Raw genomic sequence first — 22,304 nt, 5'->3', positions numbered from 1 at the left:
GAGGTTGGGCTATGCCACGTAAGGGCCCCGTGCCGAAGCGGGATGTTCTGCCGGATCCGGTATATCATTCCAAGACGGTGACGAAGTTTATCAACAAGGTCATGCTCTCGGGCAAGAAGAGTGTCGCGGAGCGCGTTGTGTACGATGCGTTCGACACAATTCGCGAGAAGACAGGGCAGGATCCGCTCGAGGTGTTCGAGACGGCGCTGCGCAATGTTATGCCCGTGCTCGAGGTGAAAGCGCGCCGCGTCGGCGGTGCGAACTATCAGGTGCCTGTCGAGGTGCGTGCGGATCGCCGTATGACGCTCGGCATTCGCTGGCTCGTCAGCTATGCGCGTCTGCGCGGTGAAAAGACGATGGAAGCGCGCCTGTCGGCGGAGCTGATGGATGCTGCGAACAATACGGGCGCAGCAATTAAGAAGAAGGAAGATACGCACAAGATGGCGGAGGCCAACAAGGCATTCGCGCATTATCGCTGGTAACAATACCTGCAGTGTAAGGAGCGATAGGAAACAGTGGCAAGAGAATATTCCCTTGAAAAAACGCGGAATATCGGCATCATGGCACACATCGATGCCGGCAAGACGACGACCACCGAGCGCATTCTCTTCTACACGGGCGTAACGCACAAGATCGGCGAGGTCCATGAAGGCGCAGCCACAATGGACTGGATGGTTCAGGAACAGGAACGCGGCATTACGATTACGTCGGCGGCGACGACCTGCCACTGGAAAGACCATCGCATCAATATTATTGATACGCCAGGTCACGTTGACTTTACGGTCGAGGTAGAGCGCTCGCTGCGCGTTCTGGACGGCACGGTCGCCGTTCTCACGGCGCGCGGCGGTGTCGAGCCGCAGACGGAGACGGTTTGGCGTCAGGCGGAGCGTTACAACGTTCCGCGCATGGCGTACGTCAACAAGATGGACATTACGGGCGCGGATTTCTTCAATGTTATGAAGATGATGCGCGAGCGCCTCAACGCAAATCCGGTGGCGATTCAGCTGCCGATCGGCGCGGAGGACGAGTTTAAGGGCATCATCGACCTCGTGAAGATGGATGCCATCGTCTATGAGGACGATCTCGGCAAGGTGACCGACGAGGTTGAGATTCCCGCAGAGTACAAAGAGCAGGCGGAAGAATATCGCGAGAAGCTGCTCGAGGCGTGCGCTGAGGCGGATGATGAACTCATGGAGAAGTACCTCGGCGGCGAAGAGGTCACGGAGGCGGAGATCCGCCATGCGATCCGCAAGGCGACCATCGCCTGCGAGATGACTCCGGTCACCTGCGGCACGTCGTACCGCAACAAGGGGGTACAGCCGCTGCTCGACGCCATCGTGGACTATATGCCGGCACCGACGGATATTCCTCCGATTGCGGGCGTGAATCCCGATACCGGCGAGGCAGACAGCCGTCCCGCGTCGGACAGCGCACCGTTCTCGGCACTTGCGTTCAAGATTATGACCGATCCGTTCGTCGGTAAGCTTGCGTTCTTCCGTGTATATTCCGGCACGCTGAACTCCGGCTCTTACGTCTTCAATGCGACGAAGGACAACAAGGAGCGCATCGGGCGTATCCTCCAGATGCATGCAAACAACCGCAAAGAGATCGATGTGGTCTACAGCGGCGATATTGCTGCTGCCGTCGGACTCAAGAACACGACGACGGGCGATACACTGTGCGACGAAGCGCATCCGATCATTCTCGAGTCGATGGAGTTCCCCGATCCCGTAATCTCCGTTGCGGTGGAACCTGCAACGAAGAACGATCAGGAGAAGATGGGCATTGCCCTTCAAAAGCTTGCTGAGGAGGATCCAACGTTCCGCGTTCATACGGACGCAGAGACGGGACAGGTCATCATCTCGGGCATGGGTGAGCTGCATCTGCAGATCATCGTCGACCGTATGCTCCGCGAGTTCAAGGTCGACTGCAAGGTCGGCGAGCCGCAGGTCGCCTACCGTGAGACGATCCGCAAGTCCGTTAAGTCCGAGGGCAAGTTCGTCCGCCAGTCCGGCGGTCACGGTCAGTACGGTCACTGCTGGCTCGAACTCTTCCCGCAGGAAGCGGGCGAGGGCTTTACGTTCGAGAACAAGGTCGTCGGCGGCGTGATTCCGAAGGAATTCATCAACCCGATCGAGGCGGGCGTTCGTCAGGCAATGGAGAGCGGCGTTGTCGCGGGCTATCCGATGGTGGACATCAAGGTTGTCGTTTACGACGGATCGTTCCACGAAGTCGACTCCTCGGAGGCGGCGTTCAAGGTGGCAGGCTCGATGGCGTTCAAAGCCGGTGCCGAGAAGGCAAATCCTGTCCTGCTCGAGCCGTATGTGAAGGTTGAGGTCACGGTGCCCGAAGAATACATGGGTGACGTTATCGGCGACCTGAACTCGCGCCGCGGGCGCATCGACGGCATGGAGCCGCGCAACGGCGTGCAGGTCATCAATGCGTACGTTCCGCTCTCGGAGATGTTCGGCTACTCGACGGATCTCCGTTCCAAAACTCAGGGCCGTGGGAACTACTCGATGGAGGTTTCCTTCTACGACGAAGTTCCTAAGAATATAGCTGACGCTGTAGTCGCCAAAAACAAAGGCGAATAAGGAGGCAATTTTTAATGGCAAAGGAAAAGTTTAACCGCAGCAAGCCCCATGTCAACATCGGCACGATCGGCCACGTTGACCACGGCAAGACGACGCTGACGGCTGCAATCACGAAGGTGCTCTCCGAGAAGGGCTACGCGAAGTTCGAGGACTACGCGGACATTGACAAGGCTCCCGAGGAACGCGAGCGCGGCATCACGATCAACACGGCGCACGTTGAGTACGAGACGGACAACCGTCACTATGCGCACGTGGACTGCCCGGGTCACGCGGACTATGTCAAGAACATGATCACCGGTGCGGCGCAGATGGACGGCGCGATCCTTGTGGTCTCCGCCGCCGACGGCCCCATGCCCCAGACGCGCGAGCACATCCTGCTTGCCCGCCAGGTCGGTGTTCCGGCACTCGTTGTGTTCCTGAACAAGGTTGACCAGGTTGACGACCCCGAGCTTCTTGAGCTCGTTGAGATGGAAGTCCGTGAACTCCTCTCCCAGTATGAGTTCCCCGGCGACGACATCCCTGTTGTTGCAGGCTCGGCGCTCAAGGCGCTCGAGGGCGACGAGGCAATGAAGGCAAAGATCCTCGAGCTTATGGACGAGGTCGACAAGTACATCCCGACGCCGGTGCGCGACACGGATAAGCCCTTCCTCATGCCGGTCGAAGACGTCTTCACGATCACGGGACGCGGCACGGTCGCGACGGGGCGTGTGGAGCGCGGTGAGCTGAAGCTCAACGACACGGTTGAGATCGTCGGCCTCCAGGATGAGGCACGCAGCACGGTTGTTACGGGCATCGAGATGTTCCGCAAGCTGCTCGACAGCGCGGTTGCGGGCGACAACATCGGCGCACTGCTCCGCGGCGTTGACCGCAAGGACATCGAGCGCGGCCAGGTTCTCGCGAAGCCGGGTTCCATTAAGCCCCACACGAAGTTCAAGGCGCAGGTCTATGTCCTGACGAAGGAAGAGGGCGGACGTCATACGCCGTTCTTCACGAACTATCGTCCCCAGTTCTACTTCCGCACGACGGACGTGACGGGCGTTGTCCGTCTCCCCGAGGGCACCGAGATGGTCATGCCCGGCGATAACGTCGAAATGGAAGTCGAGCTCATCACCCCGATCGCGATCGAGCAGGGTCTCCGCTTCGCTATCCGCGAGGGCGGCCATACGGTCGGCGCAGGTCGTGTTACGGCAATCGAGGGTTAATCCCATTTGATATTCCCATGAGGAGGAGCGGCGCACCGCGTCGCTCCTTTTCGAGGGAGTATGACAAAACTTCTTACATTCATCTTTTGGAATCATATGAAACGATGTACTCCATGCGATGACATGGCAGATGGCTATGCCCCGGCGGGGCAGAGGGAACTGCCGTGGAGAAATGTTTGGGGCGAGACCCCGGACGAAGGAGGAAAACTATTTTGGCGAAACAGCAGAAAATCAGAATTCGTTTGAAAGCCTATGACCACAAGGCGCTCGATCAGAGTGCGGCGAAGATCGTCGACACGGCAAAGAAGACGGGCGCAATGGTCTCGGGACCCATCCCACTTCCGACGGAGAAGAACGTCTACACGATTCTCCGCTCTCCGCACGTCAACAAGGACTCGCGCGAGCAGTTTGAGATGCGTACGCACAAGCGCCTCATCGACATCCTGCAGCCGACGAACAAGACGGTCGATTCGCTCATGCGGCTCGATCTGCCTGCCGGCGTTGACATCGAGATTAAGCTCTAAAATAGGAGGTGGAAGCCTTGGCTAAGGCTATTTTAGGAAGAAAACTGGGCATGACCCAGATCTTCACAGAGGAAGGCCGCGTCGTTCCCGTGACGGTCGTCGAGTCGGGCAACAATTTGGTGCTCCGCAATAAGACCAACGAGACGGACGGCTATAACGCTGTGCAGATTGGATTTGGCGACGTGAAGGAAAAGAATGTCACGAAGCCGCTCAAGGGACAGTTTGAGAAGGCGGGCGTGAAGGCAGTGCGCTTCATTCGTGAAATGCGCCTTTCGGCTCCTTCCGAATATAATGTAGGCGACACGATCGGCGTCGACATCTTCGCAGAGGGCGACCTCGTCGATGTGGTCGGCACCTCGAAGGGCAAAGGTTTTGCAGGCGGCATCAAGCGCCACAACTTTGCACGCGGCCCCATGGGACACGGCTCGAAGTCGCACCGTGAACCCGGTTCAACAGGTGCGATGATCTCGGGTCCCGGCGGACGCGTCCTCAAGGGCAAGAAGCTCCCCGGCCGCATGGGCGGCGAGCGCGTCACGGTACAGCGCCTGATGGTTGTCCGCGTGGACACCGACCGCAACCTTATCCTCATCAAAGGCGCGATTCCGGGACCCAAGAAGGGATTTGTCGTCATTAAGGATACCGTAAAGCCCGCGAAGGCAGCGAAAGAATAAGGAAGGAGGAACAGCAGTATGGCAAATGTAGCAGTATACGATATGTCGCATAAGCAGGTCGGCGAGATCGACCTCAGCGACGATTTCTTCAATGTCGAAATGAATGCCGGCCTCCTTCATCAGGCGGTTGTCCTCCAGCTCGCATCGCAGCGTCTCGGCACGCATGCCACAAAGACGCGCGGACTCGTGCGCGGCGGCGGCAAAAAGCCGTGGCGCCAGAAGGGCACGGGGCGTGCCCGCGCAGGTTCGACGCGCAGCCCGCTGTGGGTCGGCGGCGGTACGGTCTTTGGACCGCATCCACGCAAGTACGGCTTTACGATGCCGCGCAAGCAGCGCCGTCTCGCCCTCAAATGCGCGCTGTCGGATAAGGTGCGCACGGGTGACTTTATCGTCCTTGATAGCCTTGATTTCGACGCGCCGAAGACGAAGCAGGCAGTGAAGCTCCTGAACGATTTCGGCGTCGACGCAAAGAGTCTTTTCATCACGGCGGACGAAGCCGTGAATGTCGCACGGTCAACGAGCAATATTCCGGGTGTGAAGGCCGTCACGGCAGCCGGCATCAATGTCTTTGACATTCTCCATCACGATAAGCTCTTCATTACGAAGGATGCCGTCACCCGTATCGAGGAGGTATTCGCATAATGGAAGCACGCGATATTCTCGTTCGCCCGCTCATCACGGAGCGGACGACGCAGCTCATGGCGGAGGGCAAATACGTCTTCGTCGTTGCAAAGGCTGCCAACAAAATTGAGATCGCAAAGGCGGTCGCAGAGATCTTCAAGGTGAAGGTCGCAAAGGTCAATACCGTGAACGTCCTCGGCAAGACGAAGCGCATGGGACGCACGCAGGGCAAGCGTCCGGACTATAAGAAGGCCATCGTAAAACTCGCACCGGGCGAGACCATCGAGTTCTTTGAAGGCTGAGACGAAAGGGAGGTACGAACGTGGCAGTAAAGAGTTTTAAGCCGTATTCTGCCGGCAGACGCTTCATGACGGTCTCTTCCTTCGATGAGATCACAACGGACAAGCCGGAGAAGTCCCTCACGGTTCGCCTGACGAAAACGGGCGGGCGCAACCAGCAGGGAAAACTGACCGTACGCCATCGCGGCGGCGGACACAAGCGGCTCTACCGCATCATTGATTTTAAGCGCACGAAGGACGGTATCCCCGCCCGTGTCGCAACGATTGAATACGATCCGAACCGCAGCGCGCGCATCGCGCTTTTGAACTACGCGGACGGAGAGAAACGCTATATCCTCGCACCGAACGGACTGAAGGTCGGCACGATTGTCGAGTCGGGTCCCGAATCCGACATCAAGCCGGGCAACGCACTTCCGCTGAAGAATATCCCGCTCGGTACGGTCATCCATGCCGTTGAGCTCAAGATCGGCAAGGGCGCCCAGCTCGTCCGCAGCGCCGGAACCTCGGCGCAGCTCATGGCAAAGGAAGGCAGCTACGCGCTGCTCCGTATGCCGTCGGGCGAGATTCGCCGCGTGCACATCAACTGCCGTGCGACGATCGGCGAGGTCGGCAACCTCGAGCATGAGAATATCACCATCGGCAAGGCGGGACGCAGCCGCTGGCTCGGGCGCCGTCCCGAGGTACGCGGTACCGTTATGAACCCGAACGACCATCCGCACGGCGGCGGCGAGGGTCGTTCGCCGGTCGGACGCAAGAGCCCGATGACGAAGTGGGGCAAGATCGCGATGGGCAAGAAGACGCGCAAGAAGAAGAAAGCGTCGAATCGCCTCATCGTTCACCGCCGTAAATAATCAACCCCGATAGAGCCTCGCCGGACGCGCACCTGCCGCCCGGCGAAAGGAGGAGAAACTTTGTCAAGATCGATTAAAAAAGGGCCTTTCGTCGCAGAGAGCCTGATGAAGAAGATTGAGGCGCTCAACGAGAAGAACGAGAAGAAGGTCGTGCGCACGTGGTCACGCAGCTCGACGATCTTCCCTGACTTTGTTGGACATACCATTGCCGTCCATGACGGCCGCAAGCATGTTCCCGTGTATGTCACGGAGGATATGGTCGGACATAAGCTCGGTGAATTTGCACCGACACGCACATTTAAGGGTCACGCAGGCGAAGAGCGCAAGACCTCGCTGCGCTGATAGAGAGGAGGACGATTCGTGGCACAGGAAGTAAAGGCTACTGCCAAATACATCCGTATCGCGCCGCGCAAGGTTCGCATCGTGATGAACCTCGTGCGCGGCAAGAGCGTCGCCGACGCTCTCGCAATCCTGAAATTCACGCCGAAGGTCGGCGCGGATGCCGTGGAGAAGGTGCTCCGCTCCGCCGTCGCAAATGCGGAGAACAACTTCGACATGGATGTGGATCGACTGTTCATTTCCTCAGCTTTCGTTGACCAGGGACCGACGCTCAAGCGCATTCATCCGCGTTCCCGCGGACAGGCGTTCAAAATCTTGAAGCACACGTCCCATATCACGGTTGCCGTAAACGAAAAGTAATAAGGAGGGAAACAGTTTGGGTCAGAAAGTAAATCCCCATGGCATTCGCCTTGGCATCGTCAAGGATTGGGATGCCCGCTGGTATGCAGATAAGGATTTCGCGCAGAATCTGCACGAGGACATTAAGATTCGCGATTACCTCAAGAAGAGCCTCCAGACCGCAGGCGTGCCGCGCGTTGAAACCGAGCGCAGCAAGAACCGCCTGAAGCTCACGATCCATACGGCAAAGCCGGGCATGGTCATCGGGCGCGGCGGCTCAGGCATTGAGCAGATCAAGGAAGGCCTCAAGGGGCTTACCGATAAGCGCGTTGATATCAATATTGCAGAAATCAAGCAGCCCGATCTCGATGCGACGCTCGTCGCAGAGAACATCGCCGCGCAGCTCGAGCGCCGCATTGCGTTCCGCCGCGCGATGAAGCAGGCGGTCGGACGCACGATGCGTCTCGGCGCAAAGGGCATTAAGATCGCCGTCAGCGGACGTCTCGGCGGTGCGGAAATCGCACGCCGCGAGTCCTACCGTGAGGGCAGCATCCCTCTGCACACACTTCGTGCAGATATCGACTACGGCACGGCCGAGGCGCACACAACCTACGGCCGCATCGGCATTAAAGTTTGGATCTTCAAGGGCGAAGTGCTCCCTGATAAGAAACAGCAGCCGAAAGCCGCCAAGGAAAGGAGCGAGGCATAATGTTACTCCCAAAGCGCGTTAAATACCGCAAGCAGTTCCGCGGCCGTATGAAGGGCAAGGCACAGCGCGGCAACACGGTCAGCCACGGTCAGTACGGCCTCGTCGCCCTGGAGCCCGCATGGATCACGAACCGCCAGATCGAGGCGGCGCGTATCGCTATGACGCGCTACATCAAGCGCGGCGGTAAAGTTTGGATCAAGATTTTCCCGGATAAGCCGGTCACGGCAAAACCCGCCGAGACCCGCATGGGGTCCGGCAAGGGCTCGCCCGAGTACTGGGTTGCCGTCGTAAAGCCCGGCCGCGTCCTCTTTGAGATGGACGGCGTCGCACGCGATGTGGCGGCGGAGGCAATGCGCCTCGCGGGACACAAGCTCCCGATCAAGACGAAATTTGTCGTACGGGAAGAACTAGAGGGCGGTGAAGTGAATGAAGGTTGATGAGATCCGCGGTCTGAGCGCCGACGAGCTCACGGAAAAACTCGCGTCGCTCAAGGAAGAGCTCTTTGGCCTCCGTTTTCAGCACGCCACAGGACAGCTCGACAACCCGATGCGTATCAAGGACGTAAAGAAGACGATTGCCCGCATCAAGACCATTCAGCGCGAGCAGGCGAACGCCTAATCGAGAGGATGGGGCAGCAGCCGAAAAGATACGCAGAAGGAAGGAGGCTCATCCAATATGAGCGATAGAAACGTACGCAAGGTAAGAGTCGGCAAAGTCGTGTCCGATAAGATGGACAAGACGGTTGTCGTCGCTGTCGAAGAGCTCGAACAGCATAAGATGTATAAAAAGCCGGTCAAAAAGACCGTGAAGTTCCACGCACATGACGAGAAGAACGACGCCCACATCGGCGACCGCGTGTCCATCATGGAGACGCGTCCGCTCTCGCGCACGAAGCGCTGGCGCGTCGTTGAGATCGTCGAGCGCGCGAAGTAAGGAGGAAGCAATCAATGATACAGCAGGAAACAATCCTGAATGTCGGCGATAACACAGGAGCCAAGGAAATCCTCTGCATTCGTGTGCTGGGCGGCTCGTACCGCAAGTATGCCAACATCGGCGACGTGATCGTCGCATCGGTGAAGTCGGCGGCGCCGGGCGGTACCGTGAAGAAGGGCGACGTCGTGAAGGCGGTCGTCGTTCGCAGCGTCAAGGGCAAGCGCCGCGCCGACGGTTCCTACATCCGTTTTGACGAGAATGCAGCAGTGATCATCAAAGACGATCACACTCCGCGCGGAACGCGCATTTTTGGACCCGTTGCCCGCGAGCTGCGCGAGAAGGATTTCATGAAGATCGTCTCGCTCGCTCCCGAAGTACTTTGAGGAGGAGGTGTTATTTTGTCGCTGGCAAAGCTGAATGTCAAGAAGGGCGATACGGTTCTCGTTCTTTCCGGCAAGGATAAGGGCAAGCAGGGCAAGGTCATCGAGGCGCAGCCCAAGAAGGGCAAGGTCATCGTCGAGGGCGTCAACAAGGTGAAGCGCCACACGAAACCCAGCCAGAGTGCTCCGCAGGGCGGAATCATCACGAAGGAAGCGCCGCTCTTCGCGAGTAAGGTGCAGCTCGTCTGCCCCGCCTGCGGTAAGGCCACGCGCATCGCACACCGCTTCGTTGACGGGCGCAAGATCCGTGCCTGCAAGAAGTGCGGCGAAGCGATCGAGCAGTAATCTTTAGCGGAAAGGAGGAATACGCAAAGTGGAAAGACTCAAGGAAAAGTATCAGAAGGAAGTTGCCCCGGCGCTGACCGAAAAGTTCGGCTATAAGAACGTTATGCAGCTCCCCAAAGTCGAGAAGGTCATCATCAACATGGGCGTCGGCGAAGCCGTCGGCAACCCCAAGGCACTCGACGCCGCCGTGACGGATCTCACCGCAATCGCAGGTCAGAAGCCCCAGCTCACGCGCGCGAAGAAATCTCTCGCCGCATGGAAGCTGCGCGAGGGTATGCCGATCGGCTGCAAGGTCACGCTGCGCGGCACGCGTATGTATCAGTTCCTCGATAAATTCATGAATGTGGCGCTTCCGCGCGTCCGCGATTTCCGCGGCGTCAGTGAGAAGGCGTTCGACGGGCGCGGCAACTACGCCGTGGGACTGCGCGAACAGCTCATTTTCCCCGAAATTGACTACGATAAGATCGACAAGATCCGCGGCATGAATATCGTCATCGTCACGAGCGCGCATACCGACGAAGAGGCTAAAGAGCTGCTCCGTCTCATGGGTATGCCGTTCCGCGCGTAACCACAAGGAGGAACAACTGTGGCAAAGAAGGCAATGATTGAGAAATGGAGCAAAGAGCCCAAATTCTCGACACGCAAGTATAACCGCTGCAAGATCTGCGGACGTCCGCACGGATATATCCGCAAATTCGACATGTGCCGTATCTGCTTCCGTGAGCAGAGTTACAAGGGCGCCATCCCTGGTGTAACGAAGGCAAGCTGGTAAGACAAACACAAAGGAGGATATCGATTCATGGCAATGACTGATCCTATTGCAGATATGCTGACCCGCATCCGCAACGCAAACTCGGTCTACCACGAGAGCGTCGCAATCCCGGGGTCAAAGGTCAAGACCGCGATTGCAGAGGTCTTGAAAAAAGAAGGCTTCATCAAGGATTATACCTTCAAAGAGGACGGCAAGCAGGGCGTTCTCACCGTCACGCTGAAGTATGGAGCAAAGCGTGAGCATGTTATCTCCGGCCTAAAGCGCGTCTCGAAACCCGGACTGCGCCAGTATGCAAAGCACGATGCACTCCCGCGTGTCTACGGCGGCCTCGGCATCTCCGTGATCTCCACATCGAAGGGGATCATGAGCGACAAGGATGCACGCAAGGCAGGTCTCGGCGGCGAAGTGCTCGCATTCGTATGGTAATGCACAGGCAGGAGGTGTAAGAATGTCAAGAATTGGAAGAGCACCGATTGACATCCCGTCCGGCGTTACCGTCACGGTCGGTGCGGATAATCTCGTGAAGGTCAAAGGCCCGAAGGGCGAGCTTTCACGCGTCATCCATCCGGATATGAAAATCACCGTCGAGGGCGCGGTCGTTACGGTCGCACGTCCTTCCGACGATAAACAGCACAGGTCGCTGCACGGCCTTTCCCGCAGCCTCATCCACAACATGGTGGTCGGCGTGTCGGAAGGTTTTACAAAGACCCTTGAAATCAGCGGCGTCGGCTACCGCGCGGCCAAGCAGGGCAAGAACCTCAATCTCTCGCTCGGCTTCTCGCATCCCGTGATCGTCGAACCGCCCGAGGGCATCACGTTCGAGTGCCCCTCGGCAACCGTGATCACGATCTCCGGCATCAATAAGGAGACCGTCGGTCAGACCGCCGCAGAGATTCGCGCCCATCGTCAGCCCGAGCCGTATAAGGGCAAGGGCATCAAGTACGCCGGAGAGCATGTCCGCCGCAAAGAGGGCAAAGCCGGCGCGAAGGGCAAGAAATAAGAAGGAGAGGAGTGACACTCTGTGCTTATCAAACAGGATAAGAATAAGGCGCGTCAGAAGCGCCATCTGCGTGTGCGCAACCATATTGCGGGCACAGCTGCGCGTCCGCGTCTCAACGTGTTCCGCAGCCTCAAGAACATCTACGCACAGATCATTGATGATGAAAAGGGCGTGACGCTCGTCTCCGCGAGCTCCAAGGACAAGGATTTCGCGCAGTACGGCGGCAATGTTGCGGCGGCAAAACTCATCGGCGAGGCTGTTGCAAAGCGCGCCCTCGAAAAGGGCATCACCGAGGTCGTCTTTGACCGCGGCGGCTACATTTACCATGGCCGCGTCGCTGCTCTCGCCGAGGCGGCACGCGAAGCCGGACTCAAATTCTAAAGGAGGGAAAGCATGGCTAGACATAACGAAAACGAGACGCCGGAGTTTGAGGAGCGTGTCGTATTCATCAACCGCGTATCGAAGGTTGTCAAGGGCGGCCGCCGCTCCTCCTTCAGCGCATTGGTTGTTGTTGGCAACAAGAAGGGCAAAGTCGGCGTCGGACTCGGCAAAGCGGCAGAAGTCCCCGAAGCGATCCGCAAGGGCGTAGAGGATGCCAAAAAGAGCCTCATCGAAGTGCCGCTGCGCGAAGAGCGCACGATCACGCATGAGATCACGGGCATCTTCGGCGCCGGCCGCGTGCTCCTAAAGCCCGCCGCCAAAGGTACCGGTGTCATCGCCGGCGGTCCTGCGCGTGCGGTGCTCGAGCTTGCGGGCGTCCGCGACATCCTCACGAAGTCGCTCGGCTCGTCCAACCCGAACAACATGGTGCGCGCCACGATGGAAGGCCTCCTCGGGCTTAAGAGCCCGGCGGAGGTTGCGGCTCTGCGCGGCAAATCCGTGGCTGAGATCTTTGGCTGATAAGGAGAAACGAACATGGCAAAAGTCAGAGTTACCTTGACCCGAAGCCTGATCGGTCGTCCTGAGACACAGCGAAAGACCGTGAAGTCCCTCGGGCTCCATAAGCGCAATTCCGTAAAAGAGCTTCCCGACACGCCTGCCGTGCGTGGACAGCTTCATAAAGTCTCCCACCTCATCACGGTGGAAGAGATCGCAGACTGAAGAGGGGAGGCTAAGAATCTATGAAACTGCATGAACTACAGCCTGCCGAAGGTTCGAAGAAGACGCGCAAGCGCGTCGGACGCGGCATCGGCTCCGGACTCGGAAAGACGTCCGGCCGCGGCATGAAGGGGCAGAAGGCGCGCTCCGGCGGCGGCGTCCGCACCGGGTTTGAAGGCGGTCAGATGCCTCTCTATCGCCGTCTCCCGAAGCGCGGCTTCAAGAACATCTGGGCAAAGACCTTTGCCGAGGTGAACGTCGGGAGCCTGAACTGCTTTGAAGAAGGTACGACGGTTGACCCCGTTGCCCTCATTGAGGCGGGCATCCTCAAGAATGTCCGTGACGGCATTCGCATTCTTGGCGACGGCGAGCTCACGGTTAAGAACCTCACCGTCCGTGCGAACGGCTTTACACAGTCGGCAGCGGACAAGATCGCAGCGGCAGGCGGCAAAGTCGAGGTGATCTAAGGTGCTCGACGCCCTTGGAAATATCTTCCGGATTCCCGAACTGCGCCAAAAGATCATATTCACACTCATCATGTTCGCCGTGTTCCGCATGGGGACGCATATTCCCGTGCCCGGCGTCGACCCGAGCGCGATCGAACAACTCTTCGCGCAGGGGACACTGTTCGGACTGCTCGACCTCTTTTCGGGCGGTGCGTTCAGTAAATTTTCCGTCTTTGCGATGAGCATCACGCCCTACATCAACGCAGCCATCATTATCCAGCTCCTCAACGTCGTTGTACCGACGCTTGAGCAGTGGTCGAAGGAAGGTGCGGAGGGGCAGAAGAAGACGACGAAGGTCACACGGTATCTGACGGTGGCGCTCGCATTCTTTCAGGCAATCGGCATGTCGATCGGTCTTAAAAGTGCGATCCTCAATCCGAATCCCGTGAATATCCTCATCATCGCCATCACGCTCACTGCAGGAACCGTCTTCCTCATGTGGCTTGGTGAGCAGATCACCGCGAACGGGGTCGGCAACGGGATCTCACTGATCATCTTTGCCGGTATCGTCGCGGCGCTGCCGAAGAATATCGGCACGATCTACGCCTACCTCAAGGCGGGCACGATCAGCTATTTCAGCGTCTTTGCCTTTGCCGTGATTGCACTGGCGATGATCGTCTTTGTTATCCACGTCGAGACGGGCTTCCGCCGTGTTCCGGTGACCTATGCAAAGCGTGTTGTTGGCGGACGCATGGGGGCGGGGCATTCGAGTCATATCCCGTTCAAGGTCAATCAGGCGGGCGTTATCCCGATCATCTTCGCTTCGTCGGTGCTCATGTTCCCAATTACCGTGGCGCAGTTCATCGACATCCCGTGGGTCAAGACCGTAGCGAGTTATCTCGAGTGGGGCAAACCGCTCCAGACGACGCTCTACGTCCTCATGATCATCTTCTTTACCTATTTTTACACATCCGTGACGGTGAAGATCCAGGATATGGCGGACAACCTCAAGAAATACGGCGGCTTTGTCCCAGGGCTTCGCCCCGGACAGGCGACTGCGGACTATCTGGACTATGTGCTGACCCGCATCACGCTCGCGGGAGCCTTCTTCCTCGCATTCATCGCCGTCCTGCCGAATATGGTAGCGGGGGCGACGCATATTCAGGGCGTGTACTTCGGCGGCACGGCGCTGCTCATCGTCGTTGGCGTTGCCCTGCAGACGATGAAGCAGATCGAATCCATGGTCGTCATGCGCAACTATGAAGGCTTCATGAAATAAAGGAGAGTCTATGCACATCATTTTAATGGGTCCCCCGGGTGCCGGCAAAGGCACACAGGCGACGAACCTTGTAAAACGATACGGTATTCTCCACATCTCCACGGGTGATATGTTTCGTGAAGCAGTGAAAGAGGGAACACCGCTCGGCAAAGAGGTCAAGTCCTATATGGATGCGGGCAAACTTGTGCCGGACAGCGTTACCATCGGTATTGTGCGGGAGCGTCTCAGCAAGCCCGACTGCAGGAAGGGCTTCATCCTCGACGGGTTCCCGCGCACCGTGGAACAGGCGGATGCACTTGGAGAGATCCTAAAGGATAATGGTCTTCAGCTCACGGCGGTACTGAACATCAACGTACCGACGGAAGACCTCATCGAGCGTGCCGTCGGACGGCGTATCTGCAAATCCTGCGGACACTCCTTCCATGTGAAATTTAACCCGACGAAAGTCGAGGGCGTCTGCGACGACTGCGGCGGCGAAACTTATCAGCGCGCCGACGACAGTGCGGACACCATGAAGAGCCGTCTTTCCGTCTACGAATCCTCCACGCGTCCCCTGATCGAGTACTATCGGAAGGCCGGCGTCTACAAGGAGATCGACGGCAGACAGGACATCGCAAAGGTCGAGGCGGATCTTTCCGCCGCCCTTGGGGCGTAAAAGGAGCGAAAGGGAAGTATGTCAAAACAGGATGTCATCGAGGTAGAGGGACGAGTCGTTGAAAAACTCCCCAATGCGATGTTCCAGGTCGAGCTTGAGAACGGACATGTCGTCCTTGCTCACGTTTCCGGAAAGATACGCATGAACTTCATCCGTATTCTGCCGGGCGACAAAGTGACCATTGAACTCACCCCGTACGATCTGACACGCGGACGAATTACCTATCGCTTCAAATAAAAGATAATAGCGCAACAAGGTATGCAGCGTAAAAAATCTTTTCATCAAAGAAATTTTGTGCTAAAATAGGAAAGATCGACTTGAACGCAGGCAGGACGGAAGGAGGAAGCGTCGTGAAAGTAAGACCGTCTGTCAAGAAAATCTGTGAAAAATGCAAGATTATCAAGCGCAAGGGCCGTGTTATGGTCATTTGCGAGAATCCCAAGCATAAACAAAGACAAGGATAAAAGGAGGTGTAATTATGGCACGTATTGCCGGTGTAGATTTGCCCCGTGACAAGAGAATTGAAATCGCCCTGACGTACATCTATGGAATCGGTCTCACGACTTCGAAGAAGCTGCTCGCGATTGCAGACGTGAACCCCGATGCCCGTACGCGAGATCTCACGGAGGATGAAGTCGTCAGACTTCGCGATGCCATCGACAAGAACGCCGTGGTCGAAGGAGATCTTCGCCGCGAGGTTCAGATGAACATCAAGCGTCTCGTTGATATCGGCTGCTACCGTGGCCGCCGCCACCGTCTCGGCCTGCCTGTCCGCGGACAGAATACGAAGAACAACGCGCGCACGCGCAAAGGCCCGAAAAAGGCCGTTGCAGGCAAGAAAAAGTAAAGGAGGCTCGTAGAGGTGGCTGTTAAGAAAACAACACGTTCCAAGAAAAAAGTTCGCAAGAACATAGAGTCGGGCGTTGCACACATCAGCTCGACGTTCAATAATACGATCGTTACGCTCACGGATAAGAGCGGCAATGCACTCTCTTGGGCGAGCGCCGGCGGCCTTGGCTTCCGCGGCTCCCGCAAGAGCACCCCGTTCGCGGCACAGATGGCTGCGGAGACGGCGGCAAAAGCTGCAATGGAACATGGACTCAAGTCCGTCGAGGTCTTTGTCAAAGGCCCCGGCGCCGGACGCGAGGCGGCAATCCGCTCGCTGCAGGCAACAGGACTTGAAGTCAACATGATCAAAGACGTGACGCCCATCCCGCACAACGGATGCCGTCCGCCGAAGCGTCGCCGCGTCTAACAGGAGGTGTATGTAAAGCATGGCAATAGATAGAGTACCGGTCTTAAAGCGCTGCCGCGCCCTCGGCCTCGAGCCCGCCACACTCGGCCGCTCCCGCCAGTCCACGCGCCAGCTCCGCCGTACGAACCGCAAGGTTTCCGAGTACGGCCTCCAGCTTAAGGAAAAGCAGAAGGCAAAATTCATCTACGGCGTCCTTGAGCGTCAGTTCCGCGGCTACTACGAGAAGGCAAAGAAGATGTCCGGCGTCACCGGCGAGAACCTCCTCAGCCTCCTCGAACGCCGCATCGACAATGTTGTGTTCCGCCTCGGCCTTGCCAACACGCGCCGTCAGGCGCGCCAGCTCGTCCGCCACGGTCATTTCACCGTGAACGGTAAGCGCGTTGACATCCCTTCCGCACTCGTACACGAGGGCGATGTGATCGAGGTTGCCGAGAAGAGCCGCGCAAGCGCATTTTTCAAGGAACTCAAAGAGAGCAGCAATGCACTTTCCGCTCCCGCATGGCTGACTGCCGATCAGGCAAACCTCACCGGCACGGTGACACGTTTCCCGCATCGTGAGGAGATTGACGTTCCTGTCAACGAGCAGGCCATCGTCGAGCTTTACTCCAAATAATGAATGTGAATGTGTCTGCATTACGCGTTTATTATGGAGGAGGCACATAGATGACAGATATCGAGAAACCGAAAATCGAGATCACGGAGATCAGCGAGGACGGACGCTACGGGCGTTTCGTCTGCGAACCGCTCGAGCCTGGATACGGTACGACGTTCGGCAACAGCCTGCGCCGTATGCTCCTCTCCTCGCTCGAAGGGGCGGCCGTGACATCCATTCAGATTGACGGCGTGCTTCATGAGTTTTCCACCATTCCGGGCGTACGCGACGATGTCACGAGCATTGTGCTCAACATCAAGCAGCTCTGCCTCAAAATGCAGGGCAGCGATCCGCATACCATCCGTATTGACGTGGCGGGAGAGCGTGAAGTCACGGCGGCCGACATCGAGTGCGGCAGCGACATTGAGATCCTCAATCCGGAGCTGCACATCGCGACGCTGAACGCGACGGGCAAACTCAAGATCGAAATGACCGTCGAACGCGGCAGAGGCTATGTCCCTGCCGATAAGAATAAAAAGCCGGATGACTCCATCGGCGTCATTCCCATCGACTCCATCTTCTCGCCTGTCCATCGCGTCAATTACACGGTGGAGGACACGCGTGTCGGCAACGTCACGGACTATGACCGCCTGATCCTCGATGTGTGGACGAACGGCTCCATCCGTCCGGAGGAAGCCGTGAGCAAGGCGGCCGCCATTCTCGTCATGCACCTGCGCCTGTTCCAGAACATGGACGGCAACGTGGTCGAGGAGGAGGAGGAAGTTGCGAACTTCCCACCCGAAGAAGTGGACGACAGCGCAAAAGTGCTCGAGATGACCATTGACGATTTGGATCTTTCCGTTCGTTCCTTCAACTGTCTCAAGCGTGCGGGGATTAACTCCGTCGCCGATCTGACGCAAAAGACCGAAGAGGACATGATGAAGGTACGCAATCTCGGGCGCAAATCCCTGGATGAAGTGAAGAAAAAACTTGAGGAGCTTGGACTCTCCTTGAGACAGGAAAACGAATAACGATAGGAGTGGGAACACACATGAGAAAGCTCGGACGCAATTCTGCGGCCCGTAAGGCACTCCTGAAGAGCATCCTCACATCCTTCTTCAAGTACGGACGCATTGAGACGACTGAGGCAAAGGCAAAGGAGCTGCGCTCCCTTGCGGACGGCCTCATCACGCTCGCAAAACGCGGTGATCTCAGCGCGCGCCGTCAGGCCATCGCAGCACTGGCAGAGGAAGATGTTGTGCGTAAACTCTTCGGCGAAATCGCAGAGAAGTACACTGACCGCAAGAGCGGATACACTCGCATCTTGAAGCTCGGTCCCCGCCGCGGCGATGCCGCCCCGATGGCGATCATCGAGTTGGTCTGACAAAAGGATACGGTAATAAAGAGCCGTTGTATCGAAAGATACGACGGCTCTTTTGCTGTATTCAGAAGAAAATTCATTTATCTATGGAAACAAAAAGTTATTATCTCAATAAATGATAGGAATATATCAAAATATAAAATATAAAATGAAATAATTCTTGCATAAATATATACAAGGTGATATACTTTCATCAAGGTTATCCGGAAACCAAAATTTCTGAGCGGTATAGGGCATCGATCTAAATTTGGCGATGCAGACAGCAGAGAAAGGAGAGAAACATGGACGAGCAAAAGGATTATACTGAGCTCATGAAGAAGTTCAATCGGTATAAGATGGAATCGCTCGTAGGTATTTTTGTGGGCTATGCGGCGTATTATATCGTACGCAATAACTTCATCTTTTCCACACCGTACCTCAAAGAAGAACTTCAGCTCAGCACAACGGAAATCGGGCTCTTGAGCAGCTGTATGCTCATCACGTACGGTCTGAGCAAAGGCTTTATGAGCGTGCTGGCGGATAAGTCTAATCCCAAATACTTCATGGCGCTTGGCTTAGTACTCTGTATTTTAGTCAATATCCTGATGGGATTCAGCACGAGTTTTTATATTTTCGTGGCGCTGGTCATTCTCTTGGGGCTTTGTCAAGGAATGGGCGTCGGGCCATCTATCATTACGGTCGGTCATTGGTTCTCTCGGTCACAGCGGGGGCGTGCGAGCACGACATGGAATATTTCGCACAATCTTGGCGGCGGTCTGGTGTCGCCGATTGTCGGTGCGGCACTGGCATGGCTTGGGACGGAGCATTGGCGGATTGCGGCCTATATCGTTCCTGCGGTCATTGCCCTGCTGTGCACAGGTGTAGTGTTAAAGCTCGTCAAGCGGCGTCCGGTCGAGGAGGGATTTCCGCCCGTTGAGGAACTGACGCATGAGGATTCAGTCACGGAAAAACTCCTCAAGAATGCCCAGGAAAAGCCGAAGGACATGTCGGCGTGGCAGATTTTCTATAACTATGTGTTCAAAAATGACAACTCATGGTACCTTGTGCTTATCGACGTCTTTACCTACATGGTTCGCTTCGGGATGATCACATGGATTCCGCTCTATCTGCTGACGGTCAAAGGGCTGTCGCGCGAGGAGATGGGAGTCTCGTTCATGCTCTTTGAATGGGCGGCGATTCCGTCGACTTTAGTGGCAGGATGGCTCGTTGATAAGTATTTCAAAGGGAAGGTCATGCTCCTCCCGCTTGCATGTCTTATTGTTGTATTCCTCTGTGTATTCGGCTATATGCAGTCGTCCTCTGTCTTTGCAATCACGATCTTTGCGACGATCACGGGGTGTCTCATCTACATTCCGCAGTCCATGGTAGCGGTACAGGCGATGGAGGTCATACCGAGTTTTGCGCTCGGGTCGGCGGTCGGTCTGCGCGGCTTTATGAGCTATCTTGTCGGCAGCTCGATGGGAACTACGCTCTTCGGTTTTGTGGTCGACCGCTTCGGCTGGGACAGCGGCTTTTACCTCATCATGTGCGGCGCTGTGCTCTGCATGACGTTCTGTTACCTGTCGCATCGCGGTGTACAAAAGATTTATGGAACGCAGAAGTAAAATTCCTTAGAATGGGTCGGAAAGGAAGTGTGATGTGGCAAACATCGGTGTTTACGGGATGGGCGTCATGGGCAGCAATCTTGCGCTCAATTTTGCAGATCACGGCTTTTCTGTCGCTGTCTGCAATGTTACGCCGGATCTCACGGATAAAGTACTCCGAGAGCACCCGCATGAACAGATCAAGGGCTATTATGACCTGAAGGCGTTCGTAGGAGCGTTGGAGCGTCCGCGCCGGGTCATTATGATGATCCTTGCAGGGAAGCCCGTGGACGATGTGATTGACGAGCTGCTCACGGTGATGGAGCCGGGCGACATGATTTTGGACACCGGCAATTCGTACTTTGAGGATACGGTGCGCCGCGCGGCATATGTCGAGTCAAAGGGGCTGTTCTATTTCGGCGTCGGCGTTTCCGGCGGAGAACGCGGCGCGCGCTTTGGCCCCGCCGTTATGCCCGGGGGAGATGCTGATGCCTATGCGTATGTCGCACCGTTTTTTGAGGCGATCGCAGCACGTGCGGCGGACGGCGTTCCCTGCTGTGCCTATATGGGTACGGACGGTGCGGGTCACTATGTCAAGATGGTGCACAACGGCATCGAATATGCGGATATGCAGCTCATTGCAGAAGCGTATCTCCTGCTCAAATATGCGGGCGGCTGTGACAATGCGCAGATGTCCGATATATTTGAGGAGTGGAATACAGGCGAGCTGAGGAGCTTCCTCGTCGGCATTACGTCCAAGATCCTGCGTGAACCGGATGATCTCGGGAGCGGTATGCTCATTGACCGGATTATTGATCGTGCGGGACAAAAGGGGACAGGGCGCTGGACGAGCATCGAGGCACTGCGCGAGGGGGTTGACCTGTCCTTGATTACGGCGGCGTGCAATGCTCGTGTTCTGTCCAACTGTACGGCAGAGCGTGCGGCTGCCGCTGCAGGGTTCGGGACGGAGCCGCGCGCGGATGTCCCGGCGAATTTCGTCGAGACGGTGCGGCGGAGCCTCTACATAGGCAAGATTATTGCCTACACGCAGGGCTTTGCGCTTTATCGTGCGGCGGCACGCACGCATGGATGGCATCTCGACTATGCCGGGATCGCACGCATTTTCCGTTCCGGCTGTATCATTCAGGCAGAGCTTCTGGGGCATATCGCGGCGGCATACGAGAAGGATCCGGAGCTGCCGCTGCTGCTCCTGGATGAGTTTTTCCTTACACGGATTCGCTCGTATCTGCCTGATCTGCGCAGTACCGGCGCATATGCCGCGGTACACGGTATCCCGGTGCCGGCACTGCTGAGCGCCGTAAGTTATCTTGACATGCTCTGCGCTCCGCAGATGGGGGCGAATCTCATACAGGGACAGCGTGATTATTTCGGGGCACATACCTATGAGCGCACGGATCGTCCCGGTAGTTTTCATCATCAATGGGATCATGTGATTCAATCGTATTGATGAAAAAGCCTTTTGCGATAAACAGCCCGCACATCATGTACGGGCTGTTTTGCTATGGGAAAAAATGAAGTTGTGCTATAATAAATTATCGGAGAAAGGGGGAGCCGAATGGCGACAGAGCAGATGGATCGATTTCCGCGCATTCGAACGGCATACGGGAGTCTCACTAAGGCGGAAAAGCGTATTGCCGATTATATTGTGCAGCATATGGGGCATCTGGTAGAGTGTACGATCTCGGAGGTTGCCGAGGATACGGGGACATCTGAGATTACCGTGTCGCGCTTTTGCAAAAAACTCGGATGCAGCGGATGGCAGAGTCTCAAGATCGCCGTCGCAGTCGAACAGTCCGCCGAGGGCGGCGCGGAGAGCACGGATATACACGCCGACGATTCGTTTGAGAGCATTACGGCAAAGATTTTTCGTAATATCACGGACGGTTTGCAGGATACGCTGAAACTGCTCGACTATGCGGCAGTAGAGCGAGCGGTGGAAACGCTCATCGGAGCAAAGCGCATCGCAGTCTACGGCGTCGGCAACTCGGCAAATGTATGCCGCGACATCGAGACCCGTTTTCTGCGGTTCGACATGGCGATACGGGCATATTCGGATACCCATATGCAGATCACATCCGCAGCGCTGCTCGGTGCGGGCGATGTTGTAATTGCGGTATCGCATACGGGCGATACGGTTGAAATCCTTGAGAGTGTAAAACTGGCGCAGAGCCGCGGGGCAGCGATCATCGCCGTCACGAGCCATGCGCGTTCCCGCCTCGCGCGGGTGGCGGAGATCGTCTTGGTCGGTATGGGGCGCGAAGTACACTACCGATCCGAAGCCGTTGCTTCACGACTTGTCCATCTTGCAATTGTCGATGTGCTTTATGCGGGCATTGCGCGGCAGATTCCCGAGCAGTACCGCGAGAATCTGCGGAACATGCGCAAGGTGATCGCAGAGCATCGATTGTGAGCGGA

At 56.8% G+C, this 22,304-nt stretch carries 36 protein-coding genes; all 36 read left to right on the top strand.

The features are described 5' to 3' along the window. The first annotated feature begins 11 nt into the window (after positions 1 to 11). The 36 genes from rpsG (at position 12) to HMPREF1147_RS01460 (ending at position 22,299) form a co-directional block, all read left to right on the top strand. The gene (gene rpsG, locus HMPREF1147_RS01630; RefSeq protein WP_009657301.1) at positions 12 to 482 is read left to right on the top strand and encodes a 30S ribosomal protein S7; all 471 of its coding nucleotides are present in this window, start codon (positions 12 to 14) and stop codon (positions 480 to 482) included. Positions 483 to 515: 33 nt separating this feature from the next. Beyond that, the gene (gene fusA / locus HMPREF1147_RS01625; protein WP_009657363.1) at positions 516 to 2,594 is read left to right on the top strand and encodes an elongation factor G; all 2,079 of its coding nucleotides are present in this window, start codon (positions 516 to 518) and stop codon (positions 2,592 to 2,594) included. Positions 2,595 to 2,608: 14 nt separating this feature from the next. Beyond that, the gene (tuf, locus tag HMPREF1147_RS01620; protein ID WP_009349616.1) at positions 2,609 to 3,796 is read left to right on the top strand and encodes an elongation factor Tu; all 1,188 of its coding nucleotides are present in this window, start codon (positions 2,609 to 2,611) and stop codon (positions 3,794 to 3,796) included. Between the two features lie 212 nt (positions 3,797 to 4,008). After that, positions 4,009 to 4,320: a 30S ribosomal protein S10 gene (rpsJ, locus tag HMPREF1147_RS01615; protein ID WP_006695835.1), complete on the top strand. Its 312-nt coding sequence runs from the start codon at positions 4,009 to 4,011 to the stop codon at positions 4,318 to 4,320. A gap of 17 nt (positions 4,321 to 4,337) precedes the next feature. After that, positions 4,338 to 4,991 carry a 50S ribosomal protein L3 gene (gene rplC, locus HMPREF1147_RS01610; RefSeq protein ID WP_009657411.1) on the top strand — a complete coding sequence of 218 codons (654 nt, stop codon included), beginning with the start codon at positions 4,338 to 4,340 and terminating at the stop codon, positions 4,989 to 4,991. Positions 4,992 to 5,009: 18 nt separating this feature from the next. Next, the gene (gene rplD / locus HMPREF1147_RS01605) at positions 5,010 to 5,633 is read left to right on the top strand and encodes a 50S ribosomal protein L4 (RefSeq protein WP_009657288.1); all 624 of its coding nucleotides are present in this window, start codon (positions 5,010 to 5,012) and stop codon (positions 5,631 to 5,633) included. Continuing rightward, positions 5,633 to 5,914, top strand: a complete 282-nt coding sequence (gene rplW, locus HMPREF1147_RS01600; RefSeq protein WP_009349619.1) for a 50S ribosomal protein L23 — start codon at positions 5,633 to 5,635, stop codon at positions 5,912 to 5,914. Before rplD ends, rplW begins: the two co-directional genes overlap by 1 nt. Before the next feature lie 20 nt (positions 5,915 to 5,934). Beyond that, positions 5,935 to 6,762 carry a 50S ribosomal protein L2 gene (gene rplB, locus HMPREF1147_RS01595; protein WP_009657263.1) on the top strand — a complete coding sequence of 276 codons (828 nt, stop codon included), beginning with the start codon at positions 5,935 to 5,937 and terminating at the stop codon, positions 6,760 to 6,762. A 60-nt stretch (positions 6,763 to 6,822) separates the two neighbouring features. After that, positions 6,823 to 7,104, top strand: a complete 282-nt coding sequence (gene rpsS, locus HMPREF1147_RS01590; RefSeq protein WP_006695832.1) for a 30S ribosomal protein S19 — start codon at positions 6,823 to 6,825, stop codon at positions 7,102 to 7,104. Between the two features lie 18 nt (positions 7,105 to 7,122). After that, the gene (gene rplV, locus HMPREF1147_RS01585; protein ID WP_006307561.1) at positions 7,123 to 7,461 is read left to right on the top strand and encodes a 50S ribosomal protein L22; all 339 of its coding nucleotides are present in this window, start codon (positions 7,123 to 7,125) and stop codon (positions 7,459 to 7,461) included. Between the two features lie 16 nt (positions 7,462 to 7,477). After that, a complete protein-coding gene (gene rpsC, locus HMPREF1147_RS01580; RefSeq protein ID WP_009349622.1) occupies positions 7,478 to 8,149 on the top strand; it encodes a 30S ribosomal protein S3 in 672 nt (223 codons plus the stop codon). Continuing rightward, positions 8,149 to 8,586, top strand: a complete 438-nt coding sequence (gene rplP, locus HMPREF1147_RS01575; protein WP_009349623.1) for a 50S ribosomal protein L16 — start codon at positions 8,149 to 8,151, stop codon at positions 8,584 to 8,586. Before rpsC ends, rplP begins: the two co-directional genes overlap by 1 nt. Then, positions 8,576 to 8,767 carry a 50S ribosomal protein L29 gene (gene rpmC, locus HMPREF1147_RS01570; RefSeq protein ID WP_006307553.1) on the top strand — a complete coding sequence of 64 codons (192 nt, stop codon included), beginning with the start codon at positions 8,576 to 8,578 and terminating at the stop codon, positions 8,765 to 8,767. Before rplP ends, rpmC begins: the two co-directional genes overlap by 11 nt. A 57-nt stretch (positions 8,768 to 8,824) precedes the next feature. Further along, entirely contained in the window at positions 8,825 to 9,082 is a 258-nt protein-coding gene (gene rpsQ, locus HMPREF1147_RS01565) for a 30S ribosomal protein S17 (RefSeq protein WP_009349624.1), read from the top strand. A 14-nt stretch (positions 9,083 to 9,096) separates the two neighbouring features. Continuing rightward, complete coding sequence (gene rplN / locus HMPREF1147_RS01560) at positions 9,097 to 9,465, top strand: 50S ribosomal protein L14 (protein WP_009349626.1); 369 nt, start codon at positions 9,097 to 9,099, stop codon at positions 9,463 to 9,465. Between the two features lie 15 nt (positions 9,466 to 9,480). Beyond that, the gene (rplX, locus tag HMPREF1147_RS01555; protein ID WP_009349627.1) at positions 9,481 to 9,807 is read left to right on the top strand and encodes a 50S ribosomal protein L24; all 327 of its coding nucleotides are present in this window, start codon (positions 9,481 to 9,483) and stop codon (positions 9,805 to 9,807) included. A gap of 28 nt (positions 9,808 to 9,835) precedes the next feature. Then, positions 9,836 to 10,375 carry a 50S ribosomal protein L5 gene (gene rplE, locus HMPREF1147_RS01550; protein ID WP_006307549.1) on the top strand — a complete coding sequence of 180 codons (540 nt, stop codon included), beginning with the start codon at positions 9,836 to 9,838 and terminating at the stop codon, positions 10,373 to 10,375. An 18-nt stretch (positions 10,376 to 10,393) separates the two neighbouring features. Continuing rightward, the gene (locus HMPREF1147_RS01545) at positions 10,394 to 10,579 is read left to right on the top strand and encodes a type Z 30S ribosomal protein S14 (RefSeq protein ID WP_006307548.1); all 186 of its coding nucleotides are present in this window, start codon (positions 10,394 to 10,396) and stop codon (positions 10,577 to 10,579) included. Positions 10,580 to 10,606: 27 nt separating this feature from the next. After that, positions 10,607 to 11,005, top strand: a complete 399-nt coding sequence (rpsH, locus tag HMPREF1147_RS01540; RefSeq protein WP_009349628.1) for a 30S ribosomal protein S8 — start codon at positions 10,607 to 10,609, stop codon at positions 11,003 to 11,005. Positions 11,006 to 11,027: 22 nt separating this feature from the next. Continuing rightward, positions 11,028 to 11,579, top strand: a complete 552-nt coding sequence (gene rplF / locus HMPREF1147_RS01535) for a 50S ribosomal protein L6 (RefSeq protein ID WP_009657417.1) — start codon at positions 11,028 to 11,030, stop codon at positions 11,577 to 11,579. A 21-nt stretch (positions 11,580 to 11,600) separates the two neighbouring features. Next, positions 11,601 to 11,960 (top strand): 50S ribosomal protein L18, encoded by a 360-nt coding sequence (gene rplR, locus HMPREF1147_RS01530; protein ID WP_009349630.1) that lies wholly within the window; start codon positions 11,601 to 11,603, stop codon positions 11,958 to 11,960. 12 nt (positions 11,961 to 11,972) lie between these two features. Then, positions 11,973 to 12,479, top strand: coding sequence for a 30S ribosomal protein S5 (gene rpsE, locus HMPREF1147_RS01525; protein ID WP_009438293.1), 507 nt, complete (start codon positions 11,973 to 11,975; stop codon positions 12,477 to 12,479). 15 nt (positions 12,480 to 12,494) lie between these two features. Further along, positions 12,495 to 12,680 (top strand): 50S ribosomal protein L30, encoded by a 186-nt coding sequence (gene rpmD, locus HMPREF1147_RS01520; protein WP_009349632.1) that lies wholly within the window; start codon positions 12,495 to 12,497, stop codon positions 12,678 to 12,680. Between the two features lie 20 nt (positions 12,681 to 12,700). Then, complete coding sequence (gene rplO, locus HMPREF1147_RS01515; RefSeq protein ID WP_009657268.1) at positions 12,701 to 13,144, top strand: 50S ribosomal protein L15; 444 nt, start codon at positions 12,701 to 12,703, stop codon at positions 13,142 to 13,144. Position 13,145: 1 nt separating this feature from the next. After that, complete coding sequence (secY, locus tag HMPREF1147_RS01510; protein WP_009657360.1) at positions 13,146 to 14,402, top strand: preprotein translocase subunit SecY; 1,257 nt, start codon at positions 13,146 to 13,148, stop codon at positions 14,400 to 14,402. Between the two features lie 10 nt (positions 14,403 to 14,412). After that, on the top strand, positions 14,413 to 15,057 hold the full coding sequence (locus tag HMPREF1147_RS01505; RefSeq protein WP_009657372.1) for an adenylate kinase: 645 nt from the start codon (positions 14,413 to 14,415) through the stop codon (positions 15,055 to 15,057). Positions 15,058 to 15,075: 18 nt separating this feature from the next. After that, positions 15,076 to 15,294, top strand: a complete 219-nt coding sequence (gene infA / locus HMPREF1147_RS01500) for a translation initiation factor IF-1 (RefSeq protein WP_006307539.1) — start codon at positions 15,076 to 15,078, stop codon at positions 15,292 to 15,294. 113 nt (positions 15,295 to 15,407) lie between these two features. Then, on the top strand, positions 15,408 to 15,521 hold the full coding sequence (rpmJ, locus tag HMPREF1147_RS11515; protein WP_006307538.1) for a 50S ribosomal protein L36: 114 nt from the start codon (positions 15,408 to 15,410) through the stop codon (positions 15,519 to 15,521). A gap of 14 nt (positions 15,522 to 15,535) precedes the next feature. Further along, on the top strand, positions 15,536 to 15,904 hold the full coding sequence (gene rpsM, locus HMPREF1147_RS01495; RefSeq protein ID WP_009349637.1) for a 30S ribosomal protein S13: 369 nt from the start codon (positions 15,536 to 15,538) through the stop codon (positions 15,902 to 15,904). Between the two features lie 15 nt (positions 15,905 to 15,919). Continuing rightward, positions 15,920 to 16,312 carry a 30S ribosomal protein S11 gene (rpsK, locus tag HMPREF1147_RS01490; RefSeq protein WP_009349638.1) on the top strand — a complete coding sequence of 131 codons (393 nt, stop codon included), beginning with the start codon at positions 15,920 to 15,922 and terminating at the stop codon, positions 16,310 to 16,312. A 19-nt stretch (positions 16,313 to 16,331) separates the two neighbouring features. Further along, entirely contained in the window at positions 16,332 to 16,925 is a 594-nt protein-coding gene (gene rpsD / locus HMPREF1147_RS01485; protein ID WP_009349639.1) for a 30S ribosomal protein S4, read from the top strand. Positions 16,926 to 16,975: 50 nt separating this feature from the next. Next, on the top strand, positions 16,976 to 17,935 hold the full coding sequence (locus tag HMPREF1147_RS01480) for a DNA-directed RNA polymerase subunit alpha (RefSeq protein ID WP_009349640.1): 960 nt from the start codon (positions 16,976 to 16,978) through the stop codon (positions 17,933 to 17,935). 20 nt (positions 17,936 to 17,955) lie between these two features. Further along, on the top strand, positions 17,956 to 18,288 hold the full coding sequence (rplQ, locus tag HMPREF1147_RS01475) for a 50S ribosomal protein L17 (protein ID WP_009349641.1): 333 nt from the start codon (positions 17,956 to 17,958) through the stop codon (positions 18,286 to 18,288). A 278-nt stretch (positions 18,289 to 18,566) separates the two neighbouring features. Next, entirely contained in the window at positions 18,567 to 19,889 is a 1,323-nt protein-coding gene (locus tag HMPREF1147_RS01470; RefSeq protein WP_009657381.1) for an MFS transporter, read from the top strand. A gap of 34 nt (positions 19,890 to 19,923) precedes the next feature. Next, positions 19,924 to 21,336: an NADP-dependent phosphogluconate dehydrogenase gene (gene gndA, locus HMPREF1147_RS01465; RefSeq protein WP_009657348.1), complete on the top strand. Its 1,413-nt coding sequence runs from the start codon at positions 19,924 to 19,926 to the stop codon at positions 21,334 to 21,336. Between the two features lie 108 nt (positions 21,337 to 21,444). Continuing rightward, positions 21,445 to 22,299, top strand: coding sequence for a MurR/RpiR family transcriptional regulator (locus tag HMPREF1147_RS01460; RefSeq protein ID WP_009657267.1), 855 nt, complete (start codon positions 21,445 to 21,447; stop codon positions 22,297 to 22,299). The last annotated feature ends 5 nt before the right edge of the window (positions 22,300 to 22,304 follow it).

Source organism: Selenomonas sp. FOBRC9, from assembly GCF_000287655.1.
Lineage (GTDB): Bacteria > Bacillota > Negativicutes > Selenomonadales > Selenomonadaceae > Centipeda > Centipeda artemidis.
This window is presented reverse-complemented; position numbering and strand designations above follow the sequence as displayed.

What these genes read in the sequence shown, in the direction of transcription:
- rpmD (WP_009349632.1), top strand. Translation starts at nt 12,495, where the DNA reads ATGGCAAAAGTCAGAGTTACCTTGACCCGAAGCCTGATCGGTCGTCCT.
- rplP (WP_009349623.1), top strand. Translation starts at nt 8,149, where the DNA reads ATGTTACTCCCAAAGCGCGTTAAATACCGCAAGCAGTTCCGCGGCCGT.
- rpsH (WP_009349628.1), top strand. Translation starts at nt 10,607, where the DNA reads ATGGCAATGACTGATCCTATTGCAGATATGCTGACCCGCATCCGCAAC.
- rplN (WP_009349626.1), top strand. Translation starts at nt 9,097, where the DNA reads ATGATACAGCAGGAAACAATCCTGAATGTCGGCGATAACACAGGAGCC.
- infA (WP_006307539.1), top strand. Translation starts at nt 15,076, where the DNA reads ATGTCAAAACAGGATGTCATCGAGGTAGAGGGACGAGTCGTTGAAAAA.
- rplF (WP_009657417.1), top strand. Translation starts at nt 11,028, where the DNA reads ATGTCAAGAATTGGAAGAGCACCGATTGACATCCCGTCCGGCGTTACC.
- rpsM (WP_009349637.1), top strand. Translation starts at nt 15,536, where the DNA reads ATGGCACGTATTGCCGGTGTAGATTTGCCCCGTGACAAGAGAATTGAA.
- HMPREF1147_RS01470 (WP_009657381.1), top strand. Translation starts at nt 18,567, where the DNA reads ATGGACGAGCAAAAGGATTATACTGAGCTCATGAAGAAGTTCAATCGG.
- rpsE (WP_009438293.1), top strand. Translation starts at nt 11,973, where the DNA reads ATGGCTAGACATAACGAAAACGAGACGCCGGAGTTTGAGGAGCGTGTC.
- rplW (WP_009349619.1), top strand. Translation starts at nt 5,633, where the DNA reads ATGGAAGCACGCGATATTCTCGTTCGCCCGCTCATCACGGAGCGGACG.
- rpsQ (WP_009349624.1), top strand. Translation starts at nt 8,825, where the DNA reads ATGAGCGATAGAAACGTACGCAAGGTAAGAGTCGGCAAAGTCGTGTCC.
- HMPREF1147_RS01505 (WP_009657372.1), top strand. Translation starts at nt 14,413, where the DNA reads ATGCACATCATTTTAATGGGTCCCCCGGGTGCCGGCAAAGGCACACAG.
- rpsG (WP_009657301.1), top strand. Translation starts at nt 12, where the DNA reads ATGCCACGTAAGGGCCCCGTGCCGAAGCGGGATGTTCTGCCGGATCCG.
- rplQ (WP_009349641.1), top strand. Translation starts at nt 17,956, where the DNA reads ATGAGAAAGCTCGGACGCAATTCTGCGGCCCGTAAGGCACTCCTGAAG.
- rplD (WP_009657288.1), top strand. Translation starts at nt 5,010, where the DNA reads ATGGCAAATGTAGCAGTATACGATATGTCGCATAAGCAGGTCGGCGAG.
- HMPREF1147_RS01480 (WP_009349640.1), top strand. Translation starts at nt 16,976, where the DNA reads ATGACAGATATCGAGAAACCGAAAATCGAGATCACGGAGATCAGCGAG.
- HMPREF1147_RS01460 (WP_009657267.1), top strand. Translation starts at nt 21,445, where the DNA reads ATGGCGACAGAGCAGATGGATCGATTTCCGCGCATTCGAACGGCATAC.
- rplO (WP_009657268.1), top strand. Translation starts at nt 12,701, where the DNA reads ATGAAACTGCATGAACTACAGCCTGCCGAAGGTTCGAAGAAGACGCGC.
- rpmC (WP_006307553.1), top strand. Translation starts at nt 8,576, where the DNA reads ATGAAGGTTGATGAGATCCGCGGTCTGAGCGCCGACGAGCTCACGGAA.
- rpsD (WP_009349639.1), top strand. Translation starts at nt 16,332, where the DNA reads ATGGCAATAGATAGAGTACCGGTCTTAAAGCGCTGCCGCGCCCTCGGC.
- tuf (WP_009349616.1), top strand. Translation starts at nt 2,609, where the DNA reads ATGGCAAAGGAAAAGTTTAACCGCAGCAAGCCCCATGTCAACATCGGC.